The 24,580-nt window shown below is 34.4% G+C and carries 27 protein-coding genes, 2 pseudogenes and 1 other annotated feature; of the genes and pseudogenes, 21 read left to right on the top strand and 8 right to left on the bottom strand.

The features are described 5' to 3' along the window. Positions 1–22 precede the first annotated feature (22 nt). Positions 23–1,144 carry an AI-2E family transporter gene (locus tag RTP99_RS25320; protein ID WP_000416971.1) on the top strand — a complete coding sequence of 374 codons (1,122 nt, stop codon included), beginning with the start codon at positions 23–25 and terminating at the stop codon, positions 1,142–1,144. 64 nt (positions 1,145–1,208) lie between these two features. Here RTP99_RS25320 and RTP99_RS25315 read toward each other — a convergent pair whose 3' ends face one another. Further along, positions 1,209–1,520: a hypothetical protein gene (locus RTP99_RS25315; protein WP_000118346.1), complete on the bottom strand. Its 312-nt coding sequence runs from the start codon at positions 1,518–1,520 to the stop codon at positions 1,209–1,211. A gap of 154 nt (positions 1,521–1,674) precedes the next feature. After that, positions 1,675–1,884: a binding site (T-box leader), on the top strand. A gap of 5 nt (positions 1,885–1,889) precedes the next feature. Here RTP99_RS25315 and RTP99_RS25310 point away from each other — a divergent pair. The 5 genes and pseudogenes from RTP99_RS25310 (at position 1,890) to RTP99_RS25290 (ending at position 5,813) form a co-directional block, all read left to right on the top strand. After that, positions 1,890–2,927, top strand: a complete 1,038-nt coding sequence (locus tag RTP99_RS25310; RefSeq protein ID WP_116733384.1) for a tryptophan--tRNA ligase — start codon at positions 1,890–1,892, stop codon at positions 2,925–2,927. Between the two features lie 174 nt (positions 2,928–3,101). Next, on the top strand, positions 3,102–3,665 hold the full coding sequence (locus tag RTP99_RS25305) for a maltose O-acetyltransferase (RefSeq protein WP_000845605.1): 564 nt from the start codon (positions 3,102–3,104) through the stop codon (positions 3,663–3,665). A 336-nt stretch (positions 3,666–4,001) separates the two neighbouring features. Next, complete coding sequence (locus RTP99_RS25300) at positions 4,002–5,030, top strand: ROK family transcriptional regulator (protein WP_000003040.1); 1,029 nt, start codon at positions 4,002–4,004, stop codon at positions 5,028–5,030. Between the two features lie 61 nt (positions 5,031–5,091). Then, positions 5,092–5,472, top strand: a pseudogene (locus RTP99_RS25295) (VOC family protein). Positions 5,473–5,570: 98 nt separating this feature from the next. After that, positions 5,571–5,813, top strand: coding sequence for a YbeF family protein (locus RTP99_RS25290; protein ID WP_000004306.1), 243 nt, complete (start codon positions 5,571–5,573; stop codon positions 5,811–5,813). 92 nt (positions 5,814–5,905) lie between these two features. Here the strand turns inward: RTP99_RS25290 and RTP99_RS25285 are convergent, their stop codons facing one another. Together RTP99_RS25285 and RTP99_RS25280 are read right to left on the bottom strand one after the other, a co-directional pair. Then, positions 5,906–6,355 carry an NUDIX hydrolase gene (locus RTP99_RS25285; RefSeq protein WP_000540478.1) on the bottom strand — a complete coding sequence of 150 codons (450 nt, stop codon included), beginning with the start codon at positions 6,353–6,355 and terminating at the stop codon, positions 5,906–5,908. Between the two features lie 17 nt (positions 6,356–6,372). Then, positions 6,373–7,212 (bottom strand): DUF2785 domain-containing protein, encoded by an 840-nt coding sequence (locus tag RTP99_RS25280; protein WP_000355458.1) that lies wholly within the window; start codon positions 7,210–7,212, stop codon positions 6,373–6,375. Positions 7,213–7,335: 123 nt separating this feature from the next. On the opposite strand from RTP99_RS25280, the gene RTP99_RS25275 reads away from it, so the two are divergent. The 6 genes from RTP99_RS25275 to RTP99_RS25250 all read left to right on the top strand — a co-directional run bounded on the left by RTP99_RS25275 (position 7,336) and on the right by RTP99_RS25250 (position 12,926). Continuing rightward, complete coding sequence (locus tag RTP99_RS25275) at positions 7,336–8,058, top strand: GNAT family N-acetyltransferase (RefSeq protein ID WP_000207374.1); 723 nt, start codon at positions 7,336–7,338, stop codon at positions 8,056–8,058. A 51-nt stretch (positions 8,059–8,109) separates the two neighbouring features. Continuing rightward, positions 8,110–8,949, top strand: a complete 840-nt coding sequence (locus RTP99_RS25270) for a hypothetical protein (protein WP_011040528.1) — start codon at positions 8,110–8,112, stop codon at positions 8,947–8,949. A gap of 89 nt (positions 8,950–9,038) precedes the next feature. Beyond that, positions 9,039–10,061 (top strand): tyrosine-protein phosphatase, encoded by a 1,023-nt coding sequence (locus tag RTP99_RS25265; protein WP_000531490.1) that lies wholly within the window; start codon positions 9,039–9,041, stop codon positions 10,059–10,061. 89 nt (positions 10,062–10,150) lie between these two features. Beyond that, positions 10,151–11,095 (top strand): phosphotransferase family protein, encoded by a 945-nt coding sequence (locus RTP99_RS25260; RefSeq protein WP_011040525.1) that lies wholly within the window; start codon positions 10,151–10,153, stop codon positions 11,093–11,095. A 46-nt stretch (positions 11,096–11,141) separates the two neighbouring features. Next, positions 11,142–11,852 (top strand): YjjG family noncanonical pyrimidine nucleotidase, encoded by a 711-nt coding sequence (locus RTP99_RS25255; protein WP_000875921.1) that lies wholly within the window; start codon positions 11,142–11,144, stop codon positions 11,850–11,852. A gap of 111 nt (positions 11,853–11,963) precedes the next feature. Further along, positions 11,964–12,926 carry a tubby C-terminal domain-like protein gene (locus RTP99_RS25250; RefSeq protein WP_000911283.1) on the top strand — a complete coding sequence of 321 codons (963 nt, stop codon included), beginning with the start codon at positions 11,964–11,966 and terminating at the stop codon, positions 12,924–12,926. A gap of 55 nt (positions 12,927–12,981) precedes the next feature. Here the strand turns inward: RTP99_RS25250 and RTP99_RS25245 are convergent, their stop codons facing one another. Then, positions 12,982–13,185 carry a helix-turn-helix transcriptional regulator gene (locus tag RTP99_RS25245; RefSeq protein WP_000896303.1) on the bottom strand — a complete coding sequence of 68 codons (204 nt, stop codon included), beginning with the start codon at positions 13,183–13,185 and terminating at the stop codon, positions 12,982–12,984. Further along, positions 13,173–13,532 (bottom strand): DUF3796 domain-containing protein, encoded by a 360-nt coding sequence (locus tag RTP99_RS25240; protein WP_000859231.1) that lies wholly within the window; start codon positions 13,530–13,532, stop codon positions 13,173–13,175. Before RTP99_RS25240 ends, RTP99_RS25245 begins: the two co-directional genes overlap by 13 nt. Before the next feature lie 179 nt (positions 13,533–13,711). On the opposite strand from RTP99_RS25240, the gene RTP99_RS25235 reads away from it, so the two are divergent. The 6 genes from RTP99_RS25235 (at position 13,712) to RTP99_RS25210 (ending at position 19,387) form a co-directional block, all read left to right on the top strand. Further along, positions 13,712–13,906, top strand: a complete 195-nt coding sequence (locus RTP99_RS25235) for a hypothetical protein (protein WP_000958868.1) — start codon at positions 13,712–13,714, stop codon at positions 13,904–13,906. A gap of 88 nt (positions 13,907–13,994) precedes the next feature. Next, complete coding sequence (locus RTP99_RS25230; RefSeq protein WP_000570196.1) at positions 13,995–14,720, top strand: ABC transporter ATP-binding protein; 726 nt, start codon at positions 13,995–13,997, stop codon at positions 14,718–14,720. Next, entirely contained in the window at positions 14,713–16,371 is a 1,659-nt protein-coding gene (locus RTP99_RS25225; RefSeq protein ID WP_000036895.1) for a putative ABC transporter permease subunit, read from the top strand. The genes RTP99_RS25230 and RTP99_RS25225 overlap by 8 nt, the downstream gene beginning before the upstream one ends. Positions 16,372–16,427: 56 nt before the next feature. Then, complete coding sequence (locus RTP99_RS25220) at positions 16,428–17,186, top strand: SDR family oxidoreductase (protein WP_000716975.1); 759 nt, start codon at positions 16,428–16,430, stop codon at positions 17,184–17,186. Between the two features lie 338 nt (positions 17,187–17,524). Further along, positions 17,525–18,235 carry a hypothetical protein gene (locus tag RTP99_RS25215; RefSeq protein WP_000782547.1) on the top strand — a complete coding sequence of 237 codons (711 nt, stop codon included), beginning with the start codon at positions 17,525–17,527 and terminating at the stop codon, positions 18,233–18,235. Positions 18,236–18,316: 81 nt separating this feature from the next. Continuing rightward, positions 18,317–19,387, top strand: coding sequence for a pyruvate kinase (locus RTP99_RS25210; protein ID WP_073569359.1), 1,071 nt, complete (start codon positions 18,317–18,319; stop codon positions 19,385–19,387). A 47-nt stretch (positions 19,388–19,434) separates the two neighbouring features. On the opposite strand, the gene RTP99_RS25205 is transcribed toward RTP99_RS25210, so the two are convergent. Both RTP99_RS25205 and RTP99_RS25200 read right to left on the bottom strand, forming a co-directional pair. Beyond that, positions 19,435–19,719 (bottom strand): DUF1292 domain-containing protein, encoded by a 285-nt coding sequence (locus RTP99_RS25205; RefSeq protein ID WP_073569360.1) that lies wholly within the window; start codon positions 19,717–19,719, stop codon positions 19,435–19,437. Between the two features lie 161 nt (positions 19,720–19,880). After that, positions 19,881–20,087, bottom strand: a pseudogene (locus RTP99_RS25200) (hypothetical protein); the annotation flags it as partial. 346 nt (positions 20,088–20,433) lie between these two features. On the opposite strand from RTP99_RS25200, the gene RTP99_RS25195 reads away from it, so the two are divergent. Then, entirely contained in the window at positions 20,434–20,910 is a 477-nt protein-coding gene (locus RTP99_RS25195) for a hypothetical protein (protein ID WP_001171094.1), read from the top strand. Positions 20,911–20,985: 75 nt separating this feature from the next. On the opposite strand, the gene RTP99_RS25190 is transcribed toward RTP99_RS25195, so the two are convergent. After that, on the bottom strand, positions 20,986–22,299 hold the full coding sequence (locus RTP99_RS25190; protein ID WP_116733385.1) for a histidine--tRNA ligase: 1,314 nt from the start codon (positions 22,297–22,299) through the stop codon (positions 20,986–20,988). 337 nt (positions 22,300–22,636) lie between these two features. On the opposite strand from RTP99_RS25190, the gene ybaK reads away from it, so the two are divergent. Then, positions 22,637–23,113 carry a Cys-tRNA(Pro) deacylase gene (ybaK, locus tag RTP99_RS25185; RefSeq protein WP_000710846.1) on the top strand — a complete coding sequence of 159 codons (477 nt, stop codon included), beginning with the start codon at positions 22,637–22,639 and terminating at the stop codon, positions 23,111–23,113. A gap of 652 nt (positions 23,114–23,765) precedes the next feature. Next, entirely contained in the window at positions 23,766–24,437 is a 672-nt protein-coding gene (locus tag RTP99_RS25180) for a 5'-methylthioadenosine/S-adenosylhomocysteine nucleosidase family protein (protein WP_000579418.1), read from the top strand. The last annotated feature ends 143 nt before the right edge of the window (positions 24,438–24,580 follow it).

Genomic DNA, 24,580 nt, shown 5'->3' with positions numbered 1-24,580 from the left:
ATCATTCGAAGAGGTGGTTTTATTGGAGAAAGTAAGTTTAAGAAAACGAGATAAGTTGAAAAAGTTTTTTAGAGAACACAATTATTTAGCAGTATTACTTGGGTTTGCATTATTGTTCATTAACATATTATTACTAACAAAGATATCATTTGTTTTTACACCGTTTATCGTCTTTTTAAAAACAATTTTCTTCCCAGTATTATTAGCGGGCGTACTATTTTACATTTTGCATCCATTCGTTTCGCTTTTAGAAAAGAAAGGTGTTTCAAGAATTGTATCGATAGCCTCGATATACTTAATAGTAATTGGATTATTTGTGTTTTTAGTTTTAACCGTTATTCCTATTATTAAAGATCAAATTGACGCATTAATAGATAATTTACCGTATTTCGGTCATGAAATTGAACGAGCAGCACGTAGATTTGGGGAAAGTAATTTACTCGGTAAAATTCAGGAGAATTTAAATATTAATGTTGCGAATATGGTAAAAGACTATACAGTTGATTTTACGAAATCTTTATCATCAGTAACAGGAAATGTAACTGGATTTTTAAGTACTGTTACAGAGGTCGTTTTAACGTTTGTAATGGTTCCATTTATATTGTTCTATCTTTTAAAAGATGGTGAGCAATTACCGAATCATTTTTTAAAGTTTATTTCAGAACAAAGACGACCAGCAGCAATGAGAATACTAGATGATATGCATTATGCGATTAGCTCGTATATTAGAGGGCAAATTATCGTTAGCTTATTTATCGGTATTATGCTATTAATTGGTTACCTTATTATCGGTATTAAATATGCGGTACTACTCGCTATTTTAGCGATGATTGTAAATATCGTCCCGTACGTAGGACCAATCATTGCAATTACACCAGCGTTAATTATCGCATTTATTGACTCGCCAGCAATGGTTTTAAAGGTAATTATCGTAATGATGGTCGTACAATTAGCAGAAGGCAAATTTATTTCTCCGCAAGTCATGGGGAAAAAGTTAGATATTCATCCGATTACTATCATCTTTATTATTTTAACTGCAGGAAATTTATTTGGAATTATGGGGATTATTTTAGCAATTCCAGGGTATGCGATATTAAAGGTGTTAGTAACGCATGGTTATCGATTTGTTAAGTTGAATACGTGAAAAAAGCTAGAACAGATATTACTGTTCTAGCTTTTTTGCTCTTTCTATAGTAGACAAATTAATCTTATGCGTAAGCTTTTAATTCAACAATAGGTAGATTGCTTTCCTTTAGTTTATAATCAAAGATTAAATCGTCCATGCGAAAATTAGCATCCACTTCAAGAGAAATAAAAGTACCTCCGATTTCTACTTGATTTCCGTTCTCATTTTCAAAAGTGAGCGCACCTTCAAACGTTTCTATGTACTCATCGCAAGTGTATAAATATATAGCGACAGGTGTAAAATGTATAATTACTCCTAAAGTATCACCTTGCGTTGTATCATCGTTTTTAAACTCATCAATCTTTTCATCGTTCTTTTTAGTAAACCAACTCATGACATCACCTCTTTTTTTGTATTACAAATTACTTCTGTACATATCGATTATATATTGTGCGGAATAAATTGGTAATGTTTATTATTAAAATGTTAAAAAGTTTGAATATTTAGTTTTGTGCGAAAGGAAAATGTGATAGACTGTAAAAAAATAACGAAAAGCAATGAAAGAGAAGAGTACATATTCGAAACTTTTCAGAGAGCTGATGTGTGGTGGGAATCAGCAAGGAATGAATATGGAATGGGCTCTGGAGCTTCTAACTGAAATGAGTAGGTAAAGACGGTTACTTCCCGTTATTGAAGTGTGAAGTGAGCTATAAAGATAGCTAATTAAGGTGGTACCGCGGGAGTCTCTCGTCCTTTTTTAAGGATGAGGGACTCTTTTTATTTTGAGAAAGGAGGAGTTAGGGTGAGTGACAAAATAATGTTAACAGGAATTAAGCCGACGGGTTATCCGCATTTAGGAAATTATATTGGTGCAATTAAACCTGCGTTGCAAATGTCAAAGAAGAATGAAGGAAAAGCATTGTATTTTATAGCGGATTATCATGCGTTAAATGCTGTGCATAATCCGAGTCAGTTCAGTAGTTACACGAAAGAGGTAGCAGCTACTTGGTTATCACTTGGACTTGGGGAAGATGTTATTTTTTATCGGCAAACAGAAGTACCAGAGATTCTAGAATTAGCTTGGATATTAGCTTGCCTAACTCCGAAAGGGCTTATGAACCGTGCTCATGCGTATAAAGCGAAGGTAGAGCAAAATAAAGAAGCGGGTTTAGAGGTCGATGCCGGAGTGAATATGGGGTTATATACGTATCCAATATTAATGGCGGCTGACATATTACTATTTCAAGCTACGCATGTACCTGTCGGAAAAGATCAAATTCAGCATATTGAAATCGCGCGCGATATTGCGACGTATTTTAATCATACATTCGGCACGACATTTAAACTTCCAGAGTATGTTATACAAGAAGAAGGTGCAATCTTACCTGGTCTTGATGGAAGAAAGATGAGTAAAAGTTATGGGAATGTAATCCCATTATTTGCGGAGCAAGAAAAACTACGAAAGTTAATATTTAAAATCAAAACAGATTCTTCACTTCCAAATGAACCGAAAGAACTAGAAACGTTATTTACAATTTATAAAGAATTTGCGACAGAGGGTGAAATGCAGTCGTTACGTGAAAAATATGAGACTGGAATCGGATGGGGCGATGTGAAAAAAGAGTTATTCCGCGTTGTAGACCGTGAATTAGCTGGGCCACGTGAGAAATATGCTATGTATATGAATGAACCGAATTTATTATATGAAGCGTTGGAAAAAGGTGCTGAGCGGGCGCGGGCTATTGCGAAGGTAAATTTAACAGAAATTAAGAAACGGATTGGATTTGAGAGGGAGCGCTGAGCGTTCCCTCTTTTTTCTCTATAACTTATTCGTCATATCGATCAGTAAAGCAAAGAGTTCGCATATTCTTTTGAAACTTCTTAGTTGCATATGTTAAAAAGTATGCTACTATAGGGTTACTTATTAAACATCTTTAATAAGTAGGGTTCATTTGATTGCGAAGGAGATGATTCTATGAAAACAGAAAAAGAAAAGATGTTAGCGGGAGAAATGTATATTGCAGATGACGAAGAATTAGTAGCTGATAGGGTGGAGGCAAAACGTTTAACACGTCTTTATAACGAGGCGATGGAGACAGGGGATGAACAACGTTTTACATTATTAAATCAGCTTTTAGGTTCTTCAGCTGATGGGAAAGCTCAAATTAATCCTGATTTTCGTTGTGATTACGGCTACAATATTCATGTTGGAAAGAGCTTTTTCGCAAATTTCAATTGTGTGATTTTGGATGTTTGTGAAGTGCGAATCGGTGATCATTGTATGTTTGCACCTGGGGTTCACATTTACACTGCTACGCATCCTTTACACCCGATAGAGCGGAATTCTGGCAAAGAATATGGGAAGCCTGTAAAGATTGGTAACAATGTTTGGGTCGGCGGGGGCGCTATTATTAACCCTGGTGTTTCAATTGGAGACAACGCTGTAATTGCTTCAGGAGCAGTTGTGACAAAAGATGTACCTAATAATGTAGTTGTTGGTGGTAACCCAGCCAAGGTTATTAAAACGATAGACTTATAGAAATCGTTTTTCATGGGTATATGAATAAACGGGTGTCGTATCGTATAGACAATGTGAAAGGTGTTTCATATGAAGAAAAAGAGTGCGGACAATTGTACAAAGACATTGCTTGCTTCTTGAAACGCTCTTTTTCTTATTTGTTTTGCCGTTTTTTTCGTTTGCTGTAAGTTTCTATCATAGGTTATACACAACTTTTAAGTATACTAGGGGAAGCATTCGGAATACGGCTAGTAGAAATATATCACCTCTATTGCTTTAGAAAATGATGTATGATATATTGTCAACGCAACTTATTAAAAGTGTTTAATAAGTATGTTGATTAAGGTGGTGAGCGATTTGAGTGAACAATTTGTTACTCAAAAATCGATTAAAGAAACGATCCTTCGCGGCATTCGTACAGCTCTTCTAGAGCGAGGTAGTGCAACGAAAGTTGAGCTTAGTAATACATTAGAAATTAGTTTTCCAACGATAAGTAAATTTATAGAAAAAATGAAACAAGATGGTGAAGTCACTTTAGTCGGTTTAGATGATTCAAGTGGTGGAAGAAGAGCGAAACGATATGAATATAATCCAGAATATATGTTAGGTTTAGCGATATTTTTAGAAAAAAATGAGACGAACTATACAATTTTTAACTGTTTAGGGGAAGTAAAAGAACAAGGAAGTACTTCAAGTATGCTAATTGATACGGGCGTAAATGTATTATCTAAACATATTGAAGGTCTTATCGCTACATTCCCGAAAATAAGCTCTATATCAATTGGTGTGCCTGGTTCGGTTGATGATGGTCGTATTTTTTATATTCCTGGATATGAAAAGTTCCAAAATTTTAATTTGAAAAGTCATTTGGAGGAACAGTTTTCTATACCAGTAGTAATAGAAAACGATATGAATGCCGCAGTACTCGGTTATCATAAAAATACTGGAAATAATGAAAATTCCTCTCTTGTATATTTATATTCAGGTCAAAATGGACCAGGTGCGGGGATTATGGTAAATGGAGACGTCGTACGAGGGAGTACGTTTTTCTCAGGAGAGATATCTTTCGTACCGCAGTATGATAATAAAAATTTCTTACAAGCTTTGAGAAGTGAAGATTCGAATAATCCAGAGGAATATAATATAGATGCTATTACTCGTCTAATAGCTACATGTATAGCTATTATTAACCCTCATGCCTTTATCTTCTGTGATGATGAAGTGAATCAATTTGTTATAGATCAAATTGTAAAAACTTGTCCGCAGTACATTCCGGCGGAACATATTCCGAAAATAACAGTGAGCAATTGGAAAGAAGATTATTTATATGGATTAAAAAGTCTAGGACTTGATCTTATGATTACGAGAACAAATAAAGAAAATTAAATGTCCTGGCAATGAAGCATCCAATTGTCAGTTGAATAACATAAAAGAAAAGGTGTCGATTATGAAAATTGAACATGTAGCAATTTGGGTGAATGATTTAGTAGGAATGCGTGATTTTTATAAACAATATTTTAATGGTGAAGAAAATAGCTTATATCATAATCCAAAAAAGCAATTTAAATCTTATTTTATAACTTTTGAAGGTGGTGCGCGTCTAGAACTTATGAAGCGGGTAGGGATAGAGGATGCATTACAAACAGAAACAATAGGATATGCGCATATTGCTTTTTCTGTAGGTAGTAAAGAAAAGGTGAACGAATTAACGAATACATTAAGAGAAGCATGATACGCTGTGTTAAATGGCCCGCGTACTACAGGGGATGGTTACTACGAAAGTGTAGTAAGTGATCCTGAAGGAAATCAGATTGAAATAACGATCTAACGTTTTATTTACTAAAAACGAATAAAAATATAAAACTTTGTTGTTCCCCAAATTGTTTACAAGAAACCTATTATTTCTGCAGAAAGGGGGACATAACATTGAGTGAGTCAATTTTGATTTTCTGTATATATCCATTGCTTATTTGTATTTTTTCAATAGCTGTGACATATAAAATAGGTATATTTTACGTGATGCCAATAGTAACATTTCTTATTTTTCTTATGTTAAATGTTACAGTGCACGATCCAGCATTTTTCTTTTGGGTTGGCATGTATACGATTCTTTCATTTATTGTTTCTTATATCACTATCCTTTATAAAGTTGTAGAAAGAGAACGTTAATATCATTTTGGGGAAATAGGAATTTACGGTGAACAATAACAACCTCATTTCGCATTATCATGACGGGAAATGAGGTTGTTTTATTTTTATCTTTAATTGGAGTGCTGAAACTCCTTAATAATTCTTTCAATAACAGGAGGAAGATTACTTGGTAACTCATTCAGTGAAAAGAAGCGTAGTTCTTTCGATTCCGTATGGTCGCATACAAGCTCACCATGGAATTCTCGGCAAATATAAACAACGAGTACACCGTGTACTTGATCGCCGTTTGGGTAGATTTGAAAGAAATCTGGTCCTGAATATGTACGGAATAGTTCTGGATTTTTAATAATAAGTCCAGTTTCTTCATATACTTCTCGTTTTAAAGCGTCTTCTAACGTTTCGTTATATTCTAAGGCGCCGCCAATGATGCCCCAGCGGTTGAAGTCTGTACGGAGCTGCAATAATATTTCATTTTTCTCATTTACTATAATAGCGTGTGAACCTATTAAAATTAGTGGATGATTTCCTACTAAATTTCTCATGTCTTCGATATACCCCATAGTTGTTCTCCTTATAGCTAATAATAATTAGGAAGTTCTTTTAACATTCTTTCTGTTTTACGTGCTGTAAAGGCTAAGTTATGGTCATCTTTCGTTCTGAAAAATAATGTGCGTAAAAAGGTTTTAATGTTGGCGCATAAAATACAATATTCATTTAACGAAAGGCGTTTTCTAATTTGGGGAAGCCTTTTTATTTTTTTTTGAATAATAGAAATTAACTCATCTTGCGGGAAGTCATGATACAGCATTGCTAGTAATGGCGTAACAATTCGTTCATCTTCGTTATTATGAAAAAGGTCAGATGGAATGAAGATTTTATTTAATAAGCAATGAATTAATTCTTCATACCATTCAAAGGTCGTATAAGAATTGTGGACAATTTCAGTAAAGGCATCAGATACGTGAGCAAGACAATGAGCCCATCCTTTATTTTCAATATAGCCTCGGAAATCTGTTTCTAAGTTTGTGTATGTAATGAGTTTGTTTTTTATTTCTTCAATATCTTCCTCTGTACAAAAGTAGTGCGAATTAGCGAATTGGAGTATTAACGCAATTAACGAAACAGTGTAAGAACGTGTGAAAACCCCATCTGAATGCGGGGAGTAAATGTCACAATATAAATATTCATCACTTAAACAAGTTTGCAACAGTAATTTCAGTTGATCATCCATAAGGAATTCATGATGAATAAAATGCACAAAACATTTATATATAAGCTGGTAACGAACGTAACTATCAGTCGTTCCGATATACTGAAGCATATGGAGCGTTAATTCATTTATATCTATATGTCGCAGTTGCGTATAGTCATTTTGTTGTATAAGCTCTAACTGTTGTTGCAGCGCTGTAATATCCAATGGAGAACCTCCTCCGCACTTTAAAGATGCGATGTTTTCTAGTATTCTATATATTCAAGGACAATCCTGCTCATGCAAGGAGAACAAGTAGAAATTCAAGTATGACATAGATGAGGGAAGTATATGACGACTATAGAACAGTTAGAAAAACATTTTAAAATAAGAAGAAATGCTTCTTCTATCATGATAAAAGAAAATAATGCAGAGATTTTTACAGAAGAGCAATTAAAGGAAATCATGCAATATTGCGTTGCTGAGGCTGAAGAAGAGGGAATAGAAAACTTACATTTTGAGATTTCTTCGAAAAGCCCCAATTATAATATGTATAAAAAATGTTTTGAAACGTACTCGTTTGAATATGTTACTGAAAACATCATTGTGTTTAAGGATCTATATAAAGTAGAAGATGTAGAAAGTGAAATTGATTTTAAGTTGATTGAAGAAGTAGGAGAAGATGCTTTTTATTCTCTTTGGAGTGAGATGACGGAAGAACAAGTCACTTATGATCAATTTGTAAATATGATGCTACAAGAAATTGGTGAGCAATGGAAAGAACATTGTTTAACAGCGAGTGTAGGTGAAGAGCCGATAGGAATTGTAATCCCACATATTGAAAAGGGGACGTTAGAAGAAGGAAAGCTCATGTATTTCGCAGTTGCTCCAAATATGAGAAATAAAGGGTATGAAGCAGCATTCTTTACAGGGGCAATGTTTGTTTTAAAAGAAATAGGTGCATCTTATTATATCGGTGAGACAAATGTACAAAATGAGTGGATGAAGGATGTTTTTGAAGAGAATGGATGTCAGCTGCTTAGTTCAACTGAGAGATATGTGAGAAAGTTTTAGGAGGATGAATGATGTATACTCTCGAACTCGTATAGCGGGAGGGGACTATATATGTTAAAGAAATCCATGTATTCATTCGTGTTATTGTATCCAAATGTATTGTTAGAAGGCTGGAATATTGAAAAAGTTTCAGAACGTTATGAAGGTGAAAAGTGGGGAACTTTTTGGTTTCAGGTTGTTACTCCAACTGGAATGTTTCGAGTAAAGGAATTTTTTCTCGATATAATGGAACCAGTATTTCCGGATAGCTGTATTTCTCAAGCAAAAGGAGATTGTTTTCAATATAAAGGGCTTGTGTATTGGAAAGGTGTAAATTATAAAGGAAAAGAAAGTTATGTTACATCTATATGGAAAACACAAGTTGAAATTTCTGTTGATCATGGATATGTAAACCAAGACGAAATGGAACGATTTCTATTTGAATTACAACCAGTAAATATGGAGCTTGGGAAAACGATATTACATACACCATTTCACTTATTAAGCTTTCAAGCGAAGAGAAGTGAAATGGGTGAGATAGGAAGATGTAGAGAGTGGAATGCTCCAGATGACGTATCCTATGTAAATTTGTTAATTCATGAAAAACTAAATTGGAAACTTGAATCGGTCGGTTTCGGAAATGACGAAACGCAGTATGTATATTGGGACGAAGATAATAAACTATACGCACTTTGGGTTTGTAGACATAAAAACAAAGCGTATTATCCTATTTCTTCATGGACAATGAACTATGGCCCAAAACAAATTATAAACGGGTTAGAGTTTTATTCACACCCTAATCGCGGAACAGTTGTATATGAAGGTTCAGGTGATGAACAAATCGCATACGTATTTCGCGGTAATCCATGTACAAATTTTGAACAAGTAAAAGAACTTTTTGCCTCTTTGTAAGATAAAAAGAAAAATGAGAACGACAAAGTAGATATTCCTATAATACAATAGAGTAAGATTCGATTATAAGAGAAAGCGTTGGTGAAAGAATGGGGCAGCAAAGAAATTGGTTACAAGCAACTGTAGAAAGAAATGAAGATAATACGTTACAAATAAAGTGGGAAAATCATATAGAAGAAGTTCGTATTTATTGGAGTACTTCGCCAGATCATATTGAAGAAAATGGAGAATTACTTGCAACGGTAAATGGAGAATCATCATATACAATTGAAAACCCGAGCGAAAATGAGCGTCCATATTTTAGACTAGTAGGTAGTAATGGACAAGCAGTAACAGTAGCTGAGCGTAGATTGCCATTACAAGGCGCGTTTAACTTCCGTGATATGGGAGGATATGAAACGCTTGAAGGCCGTAAAGTAAAATGGGGCAAATTGTACCGCTCTGAAGAATTAGCAGGATTAACAGAGTGGGATATCGACTATTTACAAAAGTCTGGCTTAAAGTTAATTTGCGATTACCGTACAGACTTTGAAGTGAAGCATAAGCCAAACCCTGAGATTACAGGAGCTCGTCAAGTGTGCTTACCAGTTATGCAAGATTTAGCAAAAGACTTAAATATAAATGAGTTTTTCCAAGTTGGTGACCTTTCTATGTTAGGGAAACCAGGTGAATACCTTGTGAAAATGAATCAAGACTTCGTAAGTGGTAATGAAGCATTTGTGAGCTTCTTAAACTTAGCGCAAAACCCGGAAAACTTACCGTTAGTAAACCATTGTACAGCTGGGAAAGACCGTACTGGATTTGGATCAGCATTATTATTACTTTTACTAGGTGTACCAGAGAAAACAGTAATGGAAGATTATTTACTAAGTAACGGTTTCCGTGAAAAGTTAAACGAGAAAATGATGGCCTTTTTAGGTGCAAAACTACAAAACGATGAGAGTAGAGCGATATTGGGTGCGATGTTTGAAGCACGCACTGAGTATTTACAAGCTGCGATTGATGAATTAAAAAAGCAATACGGTTCAGTTGAAGCGTATGCTGAAAAAGCACTTGGCTTTACGAAAGAGTCGTTAGAGGAAATGAAAGAGTTATTGTTAGAGGATAAATAAGAATTTGGGAGGCTGATTGGATTAGCCTCCTTTTACTATTGTTGTTATAATTTTGCTAATGAGGATGTTGTGCAACGAAGAGAGAATGGATGAAAAGAACTTACGAATCGGGGGATAAAATGATTCATACACGTGGAAAAGCAGAGGGGTTAAGAGAAAAGCTAGCAACAATACTAAGTCAAGATTATAAGGAATTAGCTGTTCAGGATTTAAAGGTGATTGGAACGGGAGTGCAAAATATTGTTTTTCGAGGAGATTCAGAAAAGGGAGCTTTAGCATTTCGAGTGCCATGGGAAAGAGAAGTAGAAAATATAAATGAAGATTTATTTAATAGTCGGATTTCATTGCAAAAGGAAGCAGAGCTTTCTAAGTATTGTCATTCAAAAGGTATTTCGGTGCCAAGGATACATGGATTGCATCTTTCTGCCGAACTTGATTTTTTAATTTCGGATTGTGTGTATACTGATCATATGCCAATTTCTGCGCACAAAATAGGAGAGTTAGTGAGCAAGCTTCATAGCATGCCAATTGATGATTTGCATTACGAACAAAATATTAGAGAGCCCATTAGTAAGTATATAGCAGAACGAATTGTGAAACGGATAGAAGGGTTTAATACAATTACGAACTGTGGAATGAAACTTCCAGATACAAAAACAATTGAACATATTCTTAGTACAGCGGATCATGAAAAGAGTTTACTACATATGGACATTCGACCAGCCAATTTAATCGGGTATAATGGAGAAGTTAAAGCAATAGTTGATTGGGATAACGCTTTAATTGGTCATCCATTACTGGAGCTTATGAGAATAGCTGAAACAAATGAGGTTAGTTGGGAGGAATTTAAAGATGGATATAAGAATGATAGTATCTTTAACGCTACTTCTCATATTGTTAGTTTATTTTATAGGTTAGATACAGCGGTCATGCTTGCAAACTTATTTATAGCACATTTGAAAATAGAAGATAAAGGTGTATTCTATAAAGAGCGGGTTAAAGCAATCCATCACGAAATATATAAAAGTTTATAAGCTATGAGAATAAATTTTTGAAATAGAATTGAGGAGAAAGAACATCATGAAATACAAAGTTATATTATTCGACGTAGACGATACATTATTAGATTTTCCTGAAACGGAAAGACACGCATTACATAATGCGTTTGTACAGTTCGGTATGCCTACAGGGTATACTGATTATCTTTCGAGTTATAAAGAGATTAGTAATGGGTTATGGAGAGATTTAGAAAATAAAATGATTACGTTAAGTGAATTAGCGGTAGATCGATTTAGACAATTATTTGCCCTTCATAATATAGAAGTAGATGCGCAGCAATTTAGCGATGTATACCTTGAAAACTTAGGGAAAGAAGTACATCTTATAGAAGGTGTAGTGCAATTATGTGAGAATCTACAAGATTGCAAGTTAGGTATCATTACGAATGGATATACGAAAGTGCAACAATCTAGAATCGGAAATTCGCCTTTATGTAATTTCTTTGATCATATTATTATTTCAGAAGAGGTTGGTCATCAAAAACCAGCACGTGAGATTTTTGATTATGCATTTGAAAAGTTTGGGATTACGGATAAATCAAGTGTACTAATGGTTGGAGATTCGCTCACTTCTGATATGAAAGGCGGAGAAGATTACGGCATTGATACGTGTTGGTATAATCCGAGTTTGAAAGAGAATAAGGCAAGTGTTAAGCCAACTTATGAAGTGGAGAGCCTGCTGCAAATTTTAGAACTTGTAGAAGTGGCGGAAGAAAAAGTAGCTTCATTTTAATCGTGTCGATATTTGTTGATAAGTCGATATATCGAAAAAATCGTTGATATATTTTGAATTGCTGCGGTCAATTTAGGAAAGAGCTGTGTAACAACTAGAGGTGAATAAAGAATGTTAAAGTTTTTATTTGAGTTAGACAAGAATATCCCACAGAAAGATGAGCCGCGGTATGATGCTTATTCAAAGGGCTTTATCGAAGGGGATGTAACGATTCACGCGAGTAACAGCGTATTTTTTCAAAAGTCATGTGTGAAGGTCGCAGAGCTCGGCATTTATTTAGGACAGTGGATGGAGCAAGTGCAACATGGGCAGAATGTACATATGAATTATGAAACGCCTGACCGTGAAGAGATCATTCTTAGTTTCTCTTATGAAGAGGACAATCAGTGGAGAGTTTCTTCCAGTTGGCAACAATTTGAGCTTCAGGAGAGTATCTCTACTACAACATTAGTGGAGAGTGTTCAACGCTATTTATATGAGTTAAATAAAGAACTGCGCGCAATAGAATATCCTGTGACGTTTGATCAGTACTTAAGAGGAGAGCAAATGATGCAGCTTTCTTACAAACGACTGTGTGATAGTAAAGCAGATACGACGTCAATAGAGGTTTATAATGAAAGCGAAAGAGTAGGCGCAGTACGGGGCTATTATAAAAATATGTTGATGAAAGTGCTAGACTTTATTCCGAAAGTCGGTAGTAATATCATTTATGAAATAAAGGATAGTAAGGACAATGTTCGCGTTATTGCAAAGGATGTAAGTAGGCAGCGCCAAAGAAGGATTTTAGTAACGTACAATGATAATCATGATGCAGAGCATGAAATACTTGTATGTGACGGAAAGTTATTGGATGCAAATTTCTTATTTACCTTTACGTATAAGAGAGAAGAATATGTTGTTCATAAAACTACTTTTGGGATGGGAAAGTTATTAAAAAAGGGCTATGTAATTGCAGATTGGAATATTCGTCTTGAGGAAGATATGTATCACATCGAGATGAATGTATACGATGAAGATTATATAGAAGACCAATATTTACTGTTGGGCGTATTTCATGCGGTTTTGTATGGGTGATAGTTGTATAAATGAAAAATACCGGCATTCTTTTCACAAAGAATGCCGGTATTTCTTATTCATCCTCAAAAATAAAAACTTCATCAATCGTACTTTGAAGTGCCTTCGCTATATCGTGAGCAAGCTGCAAGGAAGGGTTGTATTTTCCTTTTTCAAGGTGGCTAATTGTTTCACGACGTACACCAACGCTCTTTGCTAAATCTTCTTGTGTCATGTTCAATTTAGCGCGATATTCTTTTATTTTCGTTACGAACGCCATGGTGCATCTTCCATTTCATCAACAGGTTTATCGTAAAAGAACATAGAGAACCCGAACGTAAGAATGAGTGTGCCGAAAATAAGGGCGATATCAATCTCTTGTAGTACTGGGTTTGGAAATAACATTTCAATAAACAAAATGATAGCAGTAGTTAGTAATGTAACGATAAAAGCATTACGGCACGATTTATTGACGATTTGTTCAAACAGTTCATCGTGTTGAACCGTTCTATACGTTGTGAAAAAGGAGAAGAAACAAAACATAGTAAACAATCCTTTTTCATAAAAAAAGCCGAGGAAACCGAAGAAACCGAGAAACCCTAAATATTTAATCCAAGTTGTTTTCACGATAGATTCTCCTTTCAATGTTAGAAATAATTCATATTATGTTATAAATATATCACATACGAAAATGTATAGTAATAATAGTTTTCCAATTCTTTTCATAATAATAGTAAAAAGAGGAAATATACTGCGAAACAAAGAGGATAATATTGTAAAATGGTTGTAAGGAGGGGGAGGAAGGCATGTTAACTTGGATCATGATCGTTGTATTACTTGTAGTCATTACTGTAGTGGCAACGGTGTTAATTGGGCGAAATGGTGATGCAAATTATAGTAAAGCGACAAAGGGGAATATTAGAAGGCTTACGATGATTTATATTATACTAGCTGTCGCTTTAATCGTTGGATTAGGTTTGTATATTTATTTTAAAGGTTAAAAAACTGAAAAAATATAAAAATCTAAAAATAGAAGTATGCTATAATGTTAATATAGTTATTTGGTAATTAAGGAAAGGATTGGATGGAATGATTGAGATTACGAATGTGTCAAAAAGTTATAATGGGTCTACCTATGCAGTAAAAGATTTAAGTTTATCTGTGCCTAGCGGAGAAATCTTTGGATTTTTAGGACCGAATGGTGCGGGTAAATCAACGACAATTAAGATGATTACTGGTATTCACGGGGTGGACAAAGGGACGATTACGATTAATGGTATAGATATTATGAAAAATCCGATGGAGGCGAAAAGGACGTTTGGTTATGTTCCAGATAGTCCAGATATGTTTTTACGATTAAAGGGAATTGAATATTTGAACTTTATGGCAGATATGTATGAAGTGCCGAAAGAAGTACGCCAAGAACGAATCGAGACTTTAGCGAAGAAATTTGATCTTTACAATGCTTTATCGGATCAAATTCAAAGTTACTCGCACGGTATGAGACAAAAAATCGTTATTATTGGTGTGCTCGTGCATGAGCCAGATGTATGGATTTTAGATGAACCGTTAACTGGGCTCGATCCGAAATCTGCATATATTTTAAAAGAAATGATGAGAGAACATGCAGATAAAGGAAAGATTGTATTCTTCTCTACACACGTATTAGAAGTGGCAGAAAAATTATGTGACCGCGTCGCGATTATTAATAAGGGGAATTTGCAGTTCAAAGGGAATTTAGATGAAATGAGAGATCATTTTAAATCCAACGAATCACTTGAAAAAATGTTCTTGGAGATGACGGGCAATGAGTAAAATTTGGACGTTAACGAAAGTATTATTGAAATTAAATTATGCAGATTTTTTAACAGATAAGAAGAAACGAGCGGCGTACGTATTTTCATTTGCAGCTATTTTATTTGTCGGCTTTTTACTGTTTGGTTCTATTACGCATGCAATGTATGAGGGAATGATACATTTAGGGCAAGATCCAGGAATGATTATCGCAATGGGACTTGCGATTGCGAGTATATGGGTATTTTTAATGAGTATTACGAACATTTTAACTGTATTTTACTACAGCAATGACATTGAAATGTTATTACCATTACCATTAAAACCAGCGCAAATTATTTCGGCAAAATTTTTAACAGTATTAATTACACAATACGTAATGAGTTCATTCATTTTACTACCAATCTTCATTACGTACGGTTTAAAAAGTGGCGCATTTATTACATATTACATATACATGATTTTTATTTATATACTCTTCCCGATTGTGCCGTTAGTATTAGCTTCATTACTCATGACAGTTATTATGAGGTATACAAATATAGGGAAAAATAAAGACCGAGGAAATATATTTATTGGAATCGTAAGTATACTATTTATTGTAGGAATTAATGTGTTTTTACAGTGGAAAAATAAAAGTTCGTTTTCTGAAGATGCAATTGCGGATTACCTTGCAAATAACCAGTCTTCTCTTTTAGTACAAATGACAAACTATTTTCCAACTACATATTTTGGAGCAGTAGCATTAGTAGAAAATGCAAATTGGAAGGGTCCTTTATATGTAATAATCTTTGCACTTATTTCATTTGTATTTTTTGTGTTGTTTTATTACATTGCAGAGCGTACATATTTAAAAGGGGTTATTGGACTTTCAACGAGTACAGCAAAAAAAGAGGTCATTTCAGCAGAAGGCTTACAGAAATCTACGGTACAAAGTTCACATTTGAAAGCATATGTGAAAAAAGAATTTAAAACGTTATTCCGTACACCACAATTTTTCTTAAATTGTATCGTACAAACTTTCGTTATGCCGATTATGTTGTTCTTCATTTTATTCGTGCAAGATGGGAATTTAAAATGGATCACGGGATATATTGATAATCCAAAATCAGCAGGTCTTGCAATTGGCGTTGGTCTTTGTGCATCGCTATTTTTAATGGGAAGTAACGTTATTGCAACAACTTCATTCTCACGTGATGGAAGCTCTTGGTTTGTAAATCGATATTTACCTGTAAAAGCTTCGGATATCTTTTTTGCAAAAGCAATCACGGCTTGGTTAATTAATGTAATTATTTTAGCAGTGTTCGGTATTACGATGGCAGTTGTAGCGGGAATTTCTCCAGTATTTATGGTTCTTTGGTTCTTATTAAGTGCGAACGGTTTATTACTAATTAATTTAATCGGCACACGCTGGGATGCACAAACTGCAGATATACATTGGGATACAGAGCAGAAATTATTTAAGAGCCGCTATACAACTTTGTGGAATTTTTTAGCTAATATTTTAATAGCTTTAGTTATTGTAGCGGGAGTAAGTCTATTATACTTCTTCCTTCATGTCGGACTGTGGGTTATGTTTATCGTTTTATTTGTAATGTTTACGATTGTAAATTATATCTTTATTAAAATTTTAAAATTAGGTGCAGAACGTATATTGTCAAATATTGAATAAAAAGATAGATCCTCTGTATTCGTGCAGAGGATTTATCCATAGGTGGAGGAGAAAAGGTGAAGAAAATAGCAATTGTAACAGGGGCAACTCGTCTGAATGGAATTGGTGCAGCTGTATGCAAGGTGCTTGCTCAAAAAGGAATAGACATTTTTTTCACGTACTGGTCTCAGTATGATAAAGCGATGCCGTGGGGAATGCATGAAAAAGAGCCCTTTTTGTTGAAAGAGGAGATTGAAAGTTTAGGTGTTCGATGTGAAATGGCAGAAATCAATTTATCGCAGTCATATTCGCCAAACCGTTTGTTTTATATGGTCTCAGAACGGTTAGGTGATCCATCTATTTTAATTAATAATGCAGCGTATGCTACTCATACGAGAATCGAAGAATTAAATGTAGAGCAGTTAGATAAACATTATACAGTAAATGTTCGCGCTACTATGTTATTAAGTTCATTATTTATAAAACATTATGCAAGCAAGGCGAGTGGCCGTATTATTAATCTTACTTCAGGGCAGTCACTCGGGCCAATGCCTGATGAACTAGCATACGTAGCGACGAAAGGAGCAATTGAAGCATTTACAAAATCAGTAGCACCAGTTGCGATGGAGAAGGGGATTACAGTGAATGCTGTTGATCCAGGACCAACGAATACAGGATGGATTACAGAGGAGTTGAAGCATCATTTAGTATGGAAGTTTCCACAAGGTAAAGTAGGAGAAACAGTGGATGCAGCACGCTTAATTTCTTTTTTAGTCAGTGAAGAAGCAAAATGGATTACAGGGCAAATTATTCATTCGAATGGTGGTTACTCATAAATATATTATGTTAACAATTGTTGAGAAACAAAAAAACGAAAGAAAATTTTATTTTTTTGTATAAATAAAATGTCAAGAAAGAGAAAAATTTGATAGAAGAGTATATCTTCATATGAGGATCGTAATTCTTTATATGACAATATACTCTTTTTCTTTTAGTAAGGAGAAGAAAAATGAAGTAGAAGAAACTCGAATATTTAAATTGTTTTATCGGTTTTTGTACGTATTATTATGAAGATTACTGTCGGAAAAATGATAATTCGTATGAAAAGGGATTTTTTAAGGGGAAATCGAATCGTAAAGGGGAGGATAAATTACGTAAACATAGGGGGATTTATATGAAAATGAAAAAGGTCGCTATCGCATCGATAACAATTGGTACAATGCTTACTATGGCAGCTTGTAGTCCGTCAGCAGATAAAGAAACAGAAAAGAAAGAGCAAGTAACAGCGCAAAATGAAGGAGAGGCAAAAACGACAAGTGCAGACGAAGCGTCAAAAACAACGAAAGATACTGAAAAAGAAACAAATACTTCTTCAAATGAAAAAACAGATAAAGATGCAAAAAATACGAAAGAATCATCAGGAACAGAAAGTAACGGTAAAACATCAACTCAAAATGAGAATGTAAAAACAAAAGAAAAAGAGACGACAGGAAAGACGAATGATCAAACGACTAGCGGGAAAACAACAGATCAAAGTACAAGTACAAACTCAGACGGAAAAACAACGAAAGATCCGAAGAAAAACGTAGCGGTGAAAACAAATGTAAAAGAAGTTGCGGCATTAATTGATAGTTTAGACAAGCAATTAGCTGCTAATCCGAAATTAGAAACAGTAAATAAACTTGGAAAACAAATTAATGCAAAGTGGGATGTAATTGAGAAAGAGTTAGAAACATCACACCCAGCTGAATCTAAAACAATTGGACAAAGTATGTATCCGTTAATTGTAGGAGCGGAGAAAGAAAAGATAGATATTACTAAAATGAAGTCATTGACGACGAAAACGAAAAAAGATTTAAATCAGTTATTAACGAAACTTTCGTAGTTTCAAAAGCCTACTTGTGGGAGTAGGCTTTTTTTATGTTGAGAGTGTAATGGAAGTTTATGGGAATCATAATGAAAAAGGATGGTGATAAGAGTGACAATCGATCGAATTTGTACAATTGGGCCAGCAAGTAATAATAAAGAAACGTTAGCGCAGTTAATAAGCAATGGTATGAAAATTGTTCGGCTAAATTTATCACATGGCACACATGAAAGTCATAAAGATATTATTCGTTTAGTGAAATCGTTAGACGATTCTATTAAAATTTTAGGCGATGTACAAGGTCCTAAAATAAGGTTAGGTGAAGTAAAAGGAGAACAAATTACACTTCAGGCGGGAGATTCTTTTATTTTACATACACAACCAGTTACAGGGAGTAGTACGGAAGCAAGTGTTGATTATGAAGGGATCGCGAATGATGTGAAAGTCGGAAGTAGAATTTTAATGAATGATGGTGAAGTTGAGTTAATCGTAGGGAAGGTAGGTAAGGATAAAATAGAAACAAAGGTCAAAGCAGGTGGTAATATCTCATCTCATAAAGGGGTGAACTTACCAGGCGCAATCGTTCGTTTACCGGCTATTACAGAGAAAGATAAACAAGATATTCAGTTTCTTTTAGAAGAGGGTGTTGATTTTATCGCATGTTCTTTCGTAAGAAAACCTAGCCATATAAAAGAAATACGAGATTTTATACAACAGTATAAAGAAACCTCACCTAATTTAATTGCAAAAATAGAAACGATGGAAGCGATCAAGAATTTTCAAGATATATGTAAAGAAGCAGATGGAATTATGATTGCAAGGGGCGATTTAGGAGTTGAGTTGCCGTTCCAATTTGTTCCGCTCTTGCAGAAAATGATGATTCAGGAATGTAATCGAACGAATACATATGTTATTACAGCGACACAAATGCTTCAATCTATGGTAGAGCATTCTATTCCAACGAGGGCTGAGGTAACTGATGTGTTTCAAGCTGTACTGGACGGAACGAACGCTGTTATGCTTTCTGCCGAAAGTGCATCAGGCGAGCATCCGATTGAAAGTGTAAAAACATTACGTCTAGTTTCAGAATTCGCTGAGCATGTGAAAAAAGACGGTCCTTTTGTGATGAAAGATGTACTGGAATTGCTGCATAAGTCTTTGAATGCGTGATGAAACAGACGAGGGCGGATATGCATCCGCCCTCGTCTGTTTCATTCCTATTCTTCTTGCTCTTGCTCATCCAAAATCTTTTCAAACGCAGCAGATACTTTTTCAAACTCTTCATCATTCTCAATGTATGAGAATTCATTATCTTCTTCTACTTTTAAAAAGAAAATATCAATGTCTTCCTCAGTTTCGGTTTGGATATCCTCCACAAAGGCAACGGCAATATATTCTGCGCCTTCGACATCCATCGCTCCAAGTACTTCTACTTCTTGCTCTTCGTTATTCTCATCACTAAGAGTAAACACTTCGCCAACTTCAATATCAGACATATTCATTCTCCTCCTGTCCAACTCTAATAAATAGAGCGTTTAAACTGCATACATACTAATATAGTTTTCCATGAAAAATGAATTTCATACATAAGAGAAATGAAATTCTACTTCTTTAGTATGCGTATACAGCTTATAAGGAGGATTATTTTTTACGTGTTATATCTCATAGTAACTACCTGATTAATCAAATGAGGGTATGTATTCATGCCTTCTTTTTTAAATAATAAAATAGTAGTGATATGTAAAGCAATCAATAGTAGTAAAGGTATCCCATAAAGGTTAACACGACTTAGAAATAAAAAACAAAAAGGAATCAATAAAAGATGATAGATCCCTGTAGTCCACTTTAGTGCTTGGATGTAGGTTTTCAAAGTGAATCCTCCTAAAATAATCAATATCTATATATTACTTATTTTAGGGGGTAATTGGATATTGATTATTTGTAGATTTTAGTAGAATATAATTTTTTTATGTTAACTAATTATTGGTTATCTATAAAATAGAAAAACCAACTCAATAAGGGGAAGGGACGTTATCCACATTGATCAGACAGTAGGTGGAAAATATTTGACTAGATTATTAAGTTAATCTCAGTTGTTTAAAAACTTGTATACGAGATTCTATAAAGGGATGAAGGTGCTTTTCGTTTAAGGGATAATATATCCATTGCTTTTAGGGAACAGTAATTCAAAACTTAAAACAATGGAGGTTATCATAATGCAAAAAATGCTTTTTTCGTTCTTATGCATATTTTGTTTTGTAATTGGAAGTACTTTCACTGTTCATGCCTTTTCTCCAAAGCATTTACCGATTTCTCAAACGTCAGATCGATGGAAAATAGAAATTAAGCAACCTGAGAAAAAAACTGGTTTAGTTACATCTAAAAAGGATGTTTTTGATACGTATGGTTTCGAGGTTCAAGATATCGGGAAGGACGCTTATCATGTAATCGTTGAAGTATTTCGAAATGAACCAGATTCCCAGACGAAGTATGAACTTTTCACTTCTAAAAAAGATCATGTGTTAAGTAAAGAAGTTGCTTTTAATCATGCGAATTTTCCTATATCGGTTCAGTCTGATGAACTTGAAGTTATTATAACTTGGCAAGAAAAGCCTTCTAGGTTGCTAAAAGATGGACAAAAAGATTGTGAGTCGGAAAGAAAATATAAACAGACATTTACATTTAAACATTAATAAATAACAGTAAAAACTCCATTATTAAATGGAGTTTTTAGCTTACATAGATTATGCTTTAGGAAGGATTCACAGCTATAACTTAATGGGTATATTACAATAATTATTAAATGTATTATCTTTCAAAGAAGAAAGCGGAACCTTCACCTCACTACCTTCCTTCATATTTCGGAGCACAACAGTTTCTGTACTAAGTTCGTCTTCCCCAATAATAAGCACATAAGGGATATTCTCTTTATTGGCATAATTAAGGGCACGTTTTAATTTACGTCCTGCTAGTTCGAGTTCGACTTTTAAGGAAGTGGTAGAACGTAATTGCTGGGCGATTTGTAAGCATTGTAATTCTGTTCCGAGCGGGATGATAAATACATCCGCTGTAGATGATATCGTTTCTTTCTGTGATAGTGCTGTATAAATAACGTCTAAACCGAATGAAATACCGACTGTTGGATAATTCATATTATCACCACGGAATGCCCCAATAATATTATCGTATCGTCCTCCGCTACCGATGCTGGATGTAATTGAGCCATCTTTTAAAAAGATTTCATACACGGTACCTGTATACATTGTCAGTCCTCGCGCTAAAAACGGATTAAATATAGCATTTTCATTTATTCCAAGAGCGATTAAATATTGTTGTAATTGTTGTAATTCGTTTACTCCATCGGCAACGAGGGGATTATTGAAAGCTTCTTTAAAGTCAGCAATTGTAAGCTTTAGACAAGATAAAACAGTATTACATATCGTATCAGCCATTTCTTCAGAAATTCCGCGCTCTAATACATCTTTTCGTACACCATCTATCCCAATCTTTTCGATTTTGTCTAATGATAAAATGACGTCACTCGTTCGTTCAGTAGGGATGTTAATAGATTCGAGAATACCGTTTAACAATTTTCGGTTATTATATTGGATCGTTACTTCTAAGTTTAACGTTCGGAACAGTTCAAATGCCATGCTCATAAGTTCCGCTTCTGCCATGACAGACTCTACACCGACTATATCAACGTCACATTGTATAAACTCACGAAATCTTCCTTGTTTAATTGGCCCATCTCGAAATACTTTTCCAATTTCATACCGTTTAAAAGGGAGGCGGATGTTCGGATTCATTGCAACGACTTTTGCGAATGGAATTGTTAAATCATAGCGTAAGGCAAGGTTACGTTTTCCTTGATCCTGAAGCGTATATATTTCTTTTAAAATTTCATCACCACCGCCGTACTTGTATGACATAAGCTCATACATATTTAACGTTGGTGTCTCTAACGGTTTACAGCCATAACGTTCAAACGTATCTTCACAAGCTCTTTTAATTTTATTTCGCAGCACTTGTTCCTCTGGTAAATAGTCTTTCGTTCCTTTTACATTTTTCATTTCCATCATAATCACTCCTTTTTAAATTAAAAAAAGCTATGCAGGTATAAAAATACCCACATAGCTTTATGAACGCTTCGTGGGTCAACAGGAAAAGCCCTGTACCCACGAAGAAAAATTTTTCTTCGGATACACGGCGTTACGTATGATGATGAAGTTGGAAAGAAGTATTAACATTTCGCATTATAAATCTCTCCTTAACATAAGGTTTTTTCAAAGTATAGCAGATGATTTTTGAATTATCAATATTTTTAGTTTTGAAATATACGTGAAGTTATGTAGGAGAAATGGAAAAGGGTGTATAATAAAACTTAATAATATGAAATAACCTTTTAAGGAGAACGTTATGAAAAAAGATAAAACAAATGCGATGCGAATATTAGATAAAGAAAAAATTGAATATTCGATGATATCATATGATCCAGATGATGGGAAAATTGACGGCGTATCAGTGGCAGAGAAAATTGGACGAGAAGTGAAAGAAGTATATAAAACGTTAATCGCTCAAGGAAATAGTAAAAATTATCATGTGTTTATTATTCCAGTAGATGAGGAACTAAATTTAAAAGCTGCCGCAAAAGCAGTAAGTGAAAAGAAAATTGAAATGATTCCTGTAAAAGATATTACGAAAGTGTCAGGATACATTCGCGGTGGTTGTTCACCAGTCGGAATGAAGAAGTTATTTTCTACATGTATTGATGCGAGTGCCCAATCACTTGAAACGATGATTGTAAGTGGCGGGAAAATTGGTATACAAATTGAGCTGAAAGTGGATGACTTGGCGAAAGTAACGAGAGCGCAGTTTGGTGAAATAACGAAATAATGATACATAGGGAAAGAAGTTCTAGTTTTATTAAGTTTAGATAAGAAGTTATAGGATAGTTAGTCCATTATGGGGCTGATTCTCCTTTTTATTTACATACTGGATAAATTGAATCATTTGTTTGGCTTTGAGGGGGAGGACTTTAAATAAACAAGAAGAGTTACTCACAAAGATAGACAAAGGAGGGGAGAGTGTTTTAATGAAAGTTTAAGAAATGCCATCAGAAAGCGAATATTCGGGAATGCCAGTATGTTTGAAAAAAACTATGCTAAGAGCATGCAAGATTTTATACAGTTTTTTTGCTAATCCAGTAACAAACAAGAACACTAAAACTGCGTTAGGATAGGAATGTATAAAACATGTATAGATTCATAGAAATAAAAAAGAAGGTTCCCTTGTGAGAGTAGGGTTCTCCTTTTTCCTTGCTACTGATAATGAGATGTTATATGAACTATATATGTATATAATATTCACCCGAAAATGAGATAGTTCTTGTTCGGCTAACTGACAAGATAGTTCAATAAAAAAAGGACTTTATAAATCAAAAAGAGAATGATGCTATATGGGTTTCTTTTTCCTTTCCCTCGAAAAAAAGGGAGTAAATTATAGAAAGTATTGAGCTTAATTTAGAATATTGTAGGGTGGTAAGTCGATGATAGGAATAAGTATAGCAACTAAGTGGGAATATGAAGCGACATTGGAATACTTTAGCATAAAAGATAACGAACGTTTCGGTTATCCTTATGGCGAGTATTTCATGAGAACAATTAATGATACTGAACTTGTTTTTTATAGTACCGGTGTAAGAAAAGTAAATGGTGTTGGTGGTAATCAGTATATGATTTCTAAATTTAATTTAACTAAAGTAATCGTTGCTGGAACATGTGCAGGAATAGATGATAGGTTCAGTAATTTGGATATTTTTGTACCAGATAAAGCCGTTCAATATGATTGCACAGTAAAAGAAATTGAGCCTTTTATTAAACAATCCTTCATAGTCGATATCGATCTATCAAGATATGGAAATGATTTTTACACCGGAACAATTGGCACCGCTGATAAAGCAGTAGTTATGTGGAAGGACTATTTAGAACTTAAAGAAAACGAAATAATAATAGCTGATACAGAAGCGGGTGCAATTGCTTATATCTGTAAGAAGAATGATGTTGAGTGCATTATTATAAAAGGAATATCTGATTTTCCAACAGATGAAAGTAACTCTGATAAATTTGAATCGAACATTGAACAAATTAATGTTTATTTAGAAAACACCCCCAAAGTTATGAATAAAATATTTGGCGAATATTTAAAAAGATTTATTTAAATAAATTTAAAGTTAATAAAAAAGATAAAAATAGTCGATTTCCATTGTATTAGGGAATCAGCAAAGTTATCCAACTTCCAATAACGATAATTATGGTGCGACAAGAAGTCGCATTCCCACAGGGTAGCTTCTGCTACTAGATT

This window comes from Bacillus sp. (in: firmicutes), assembly GCF_031983925.1.
Classification (GTDB): domain Bacteria; phylum Bacillota; class Bacilli; order Bacillales; family Bacillaceae_G; genus Bacillus_A; species Bacillus_A pacificus.
This window is presented reverse-complemented; position numbering and strand designations above follow the sequence as displayed.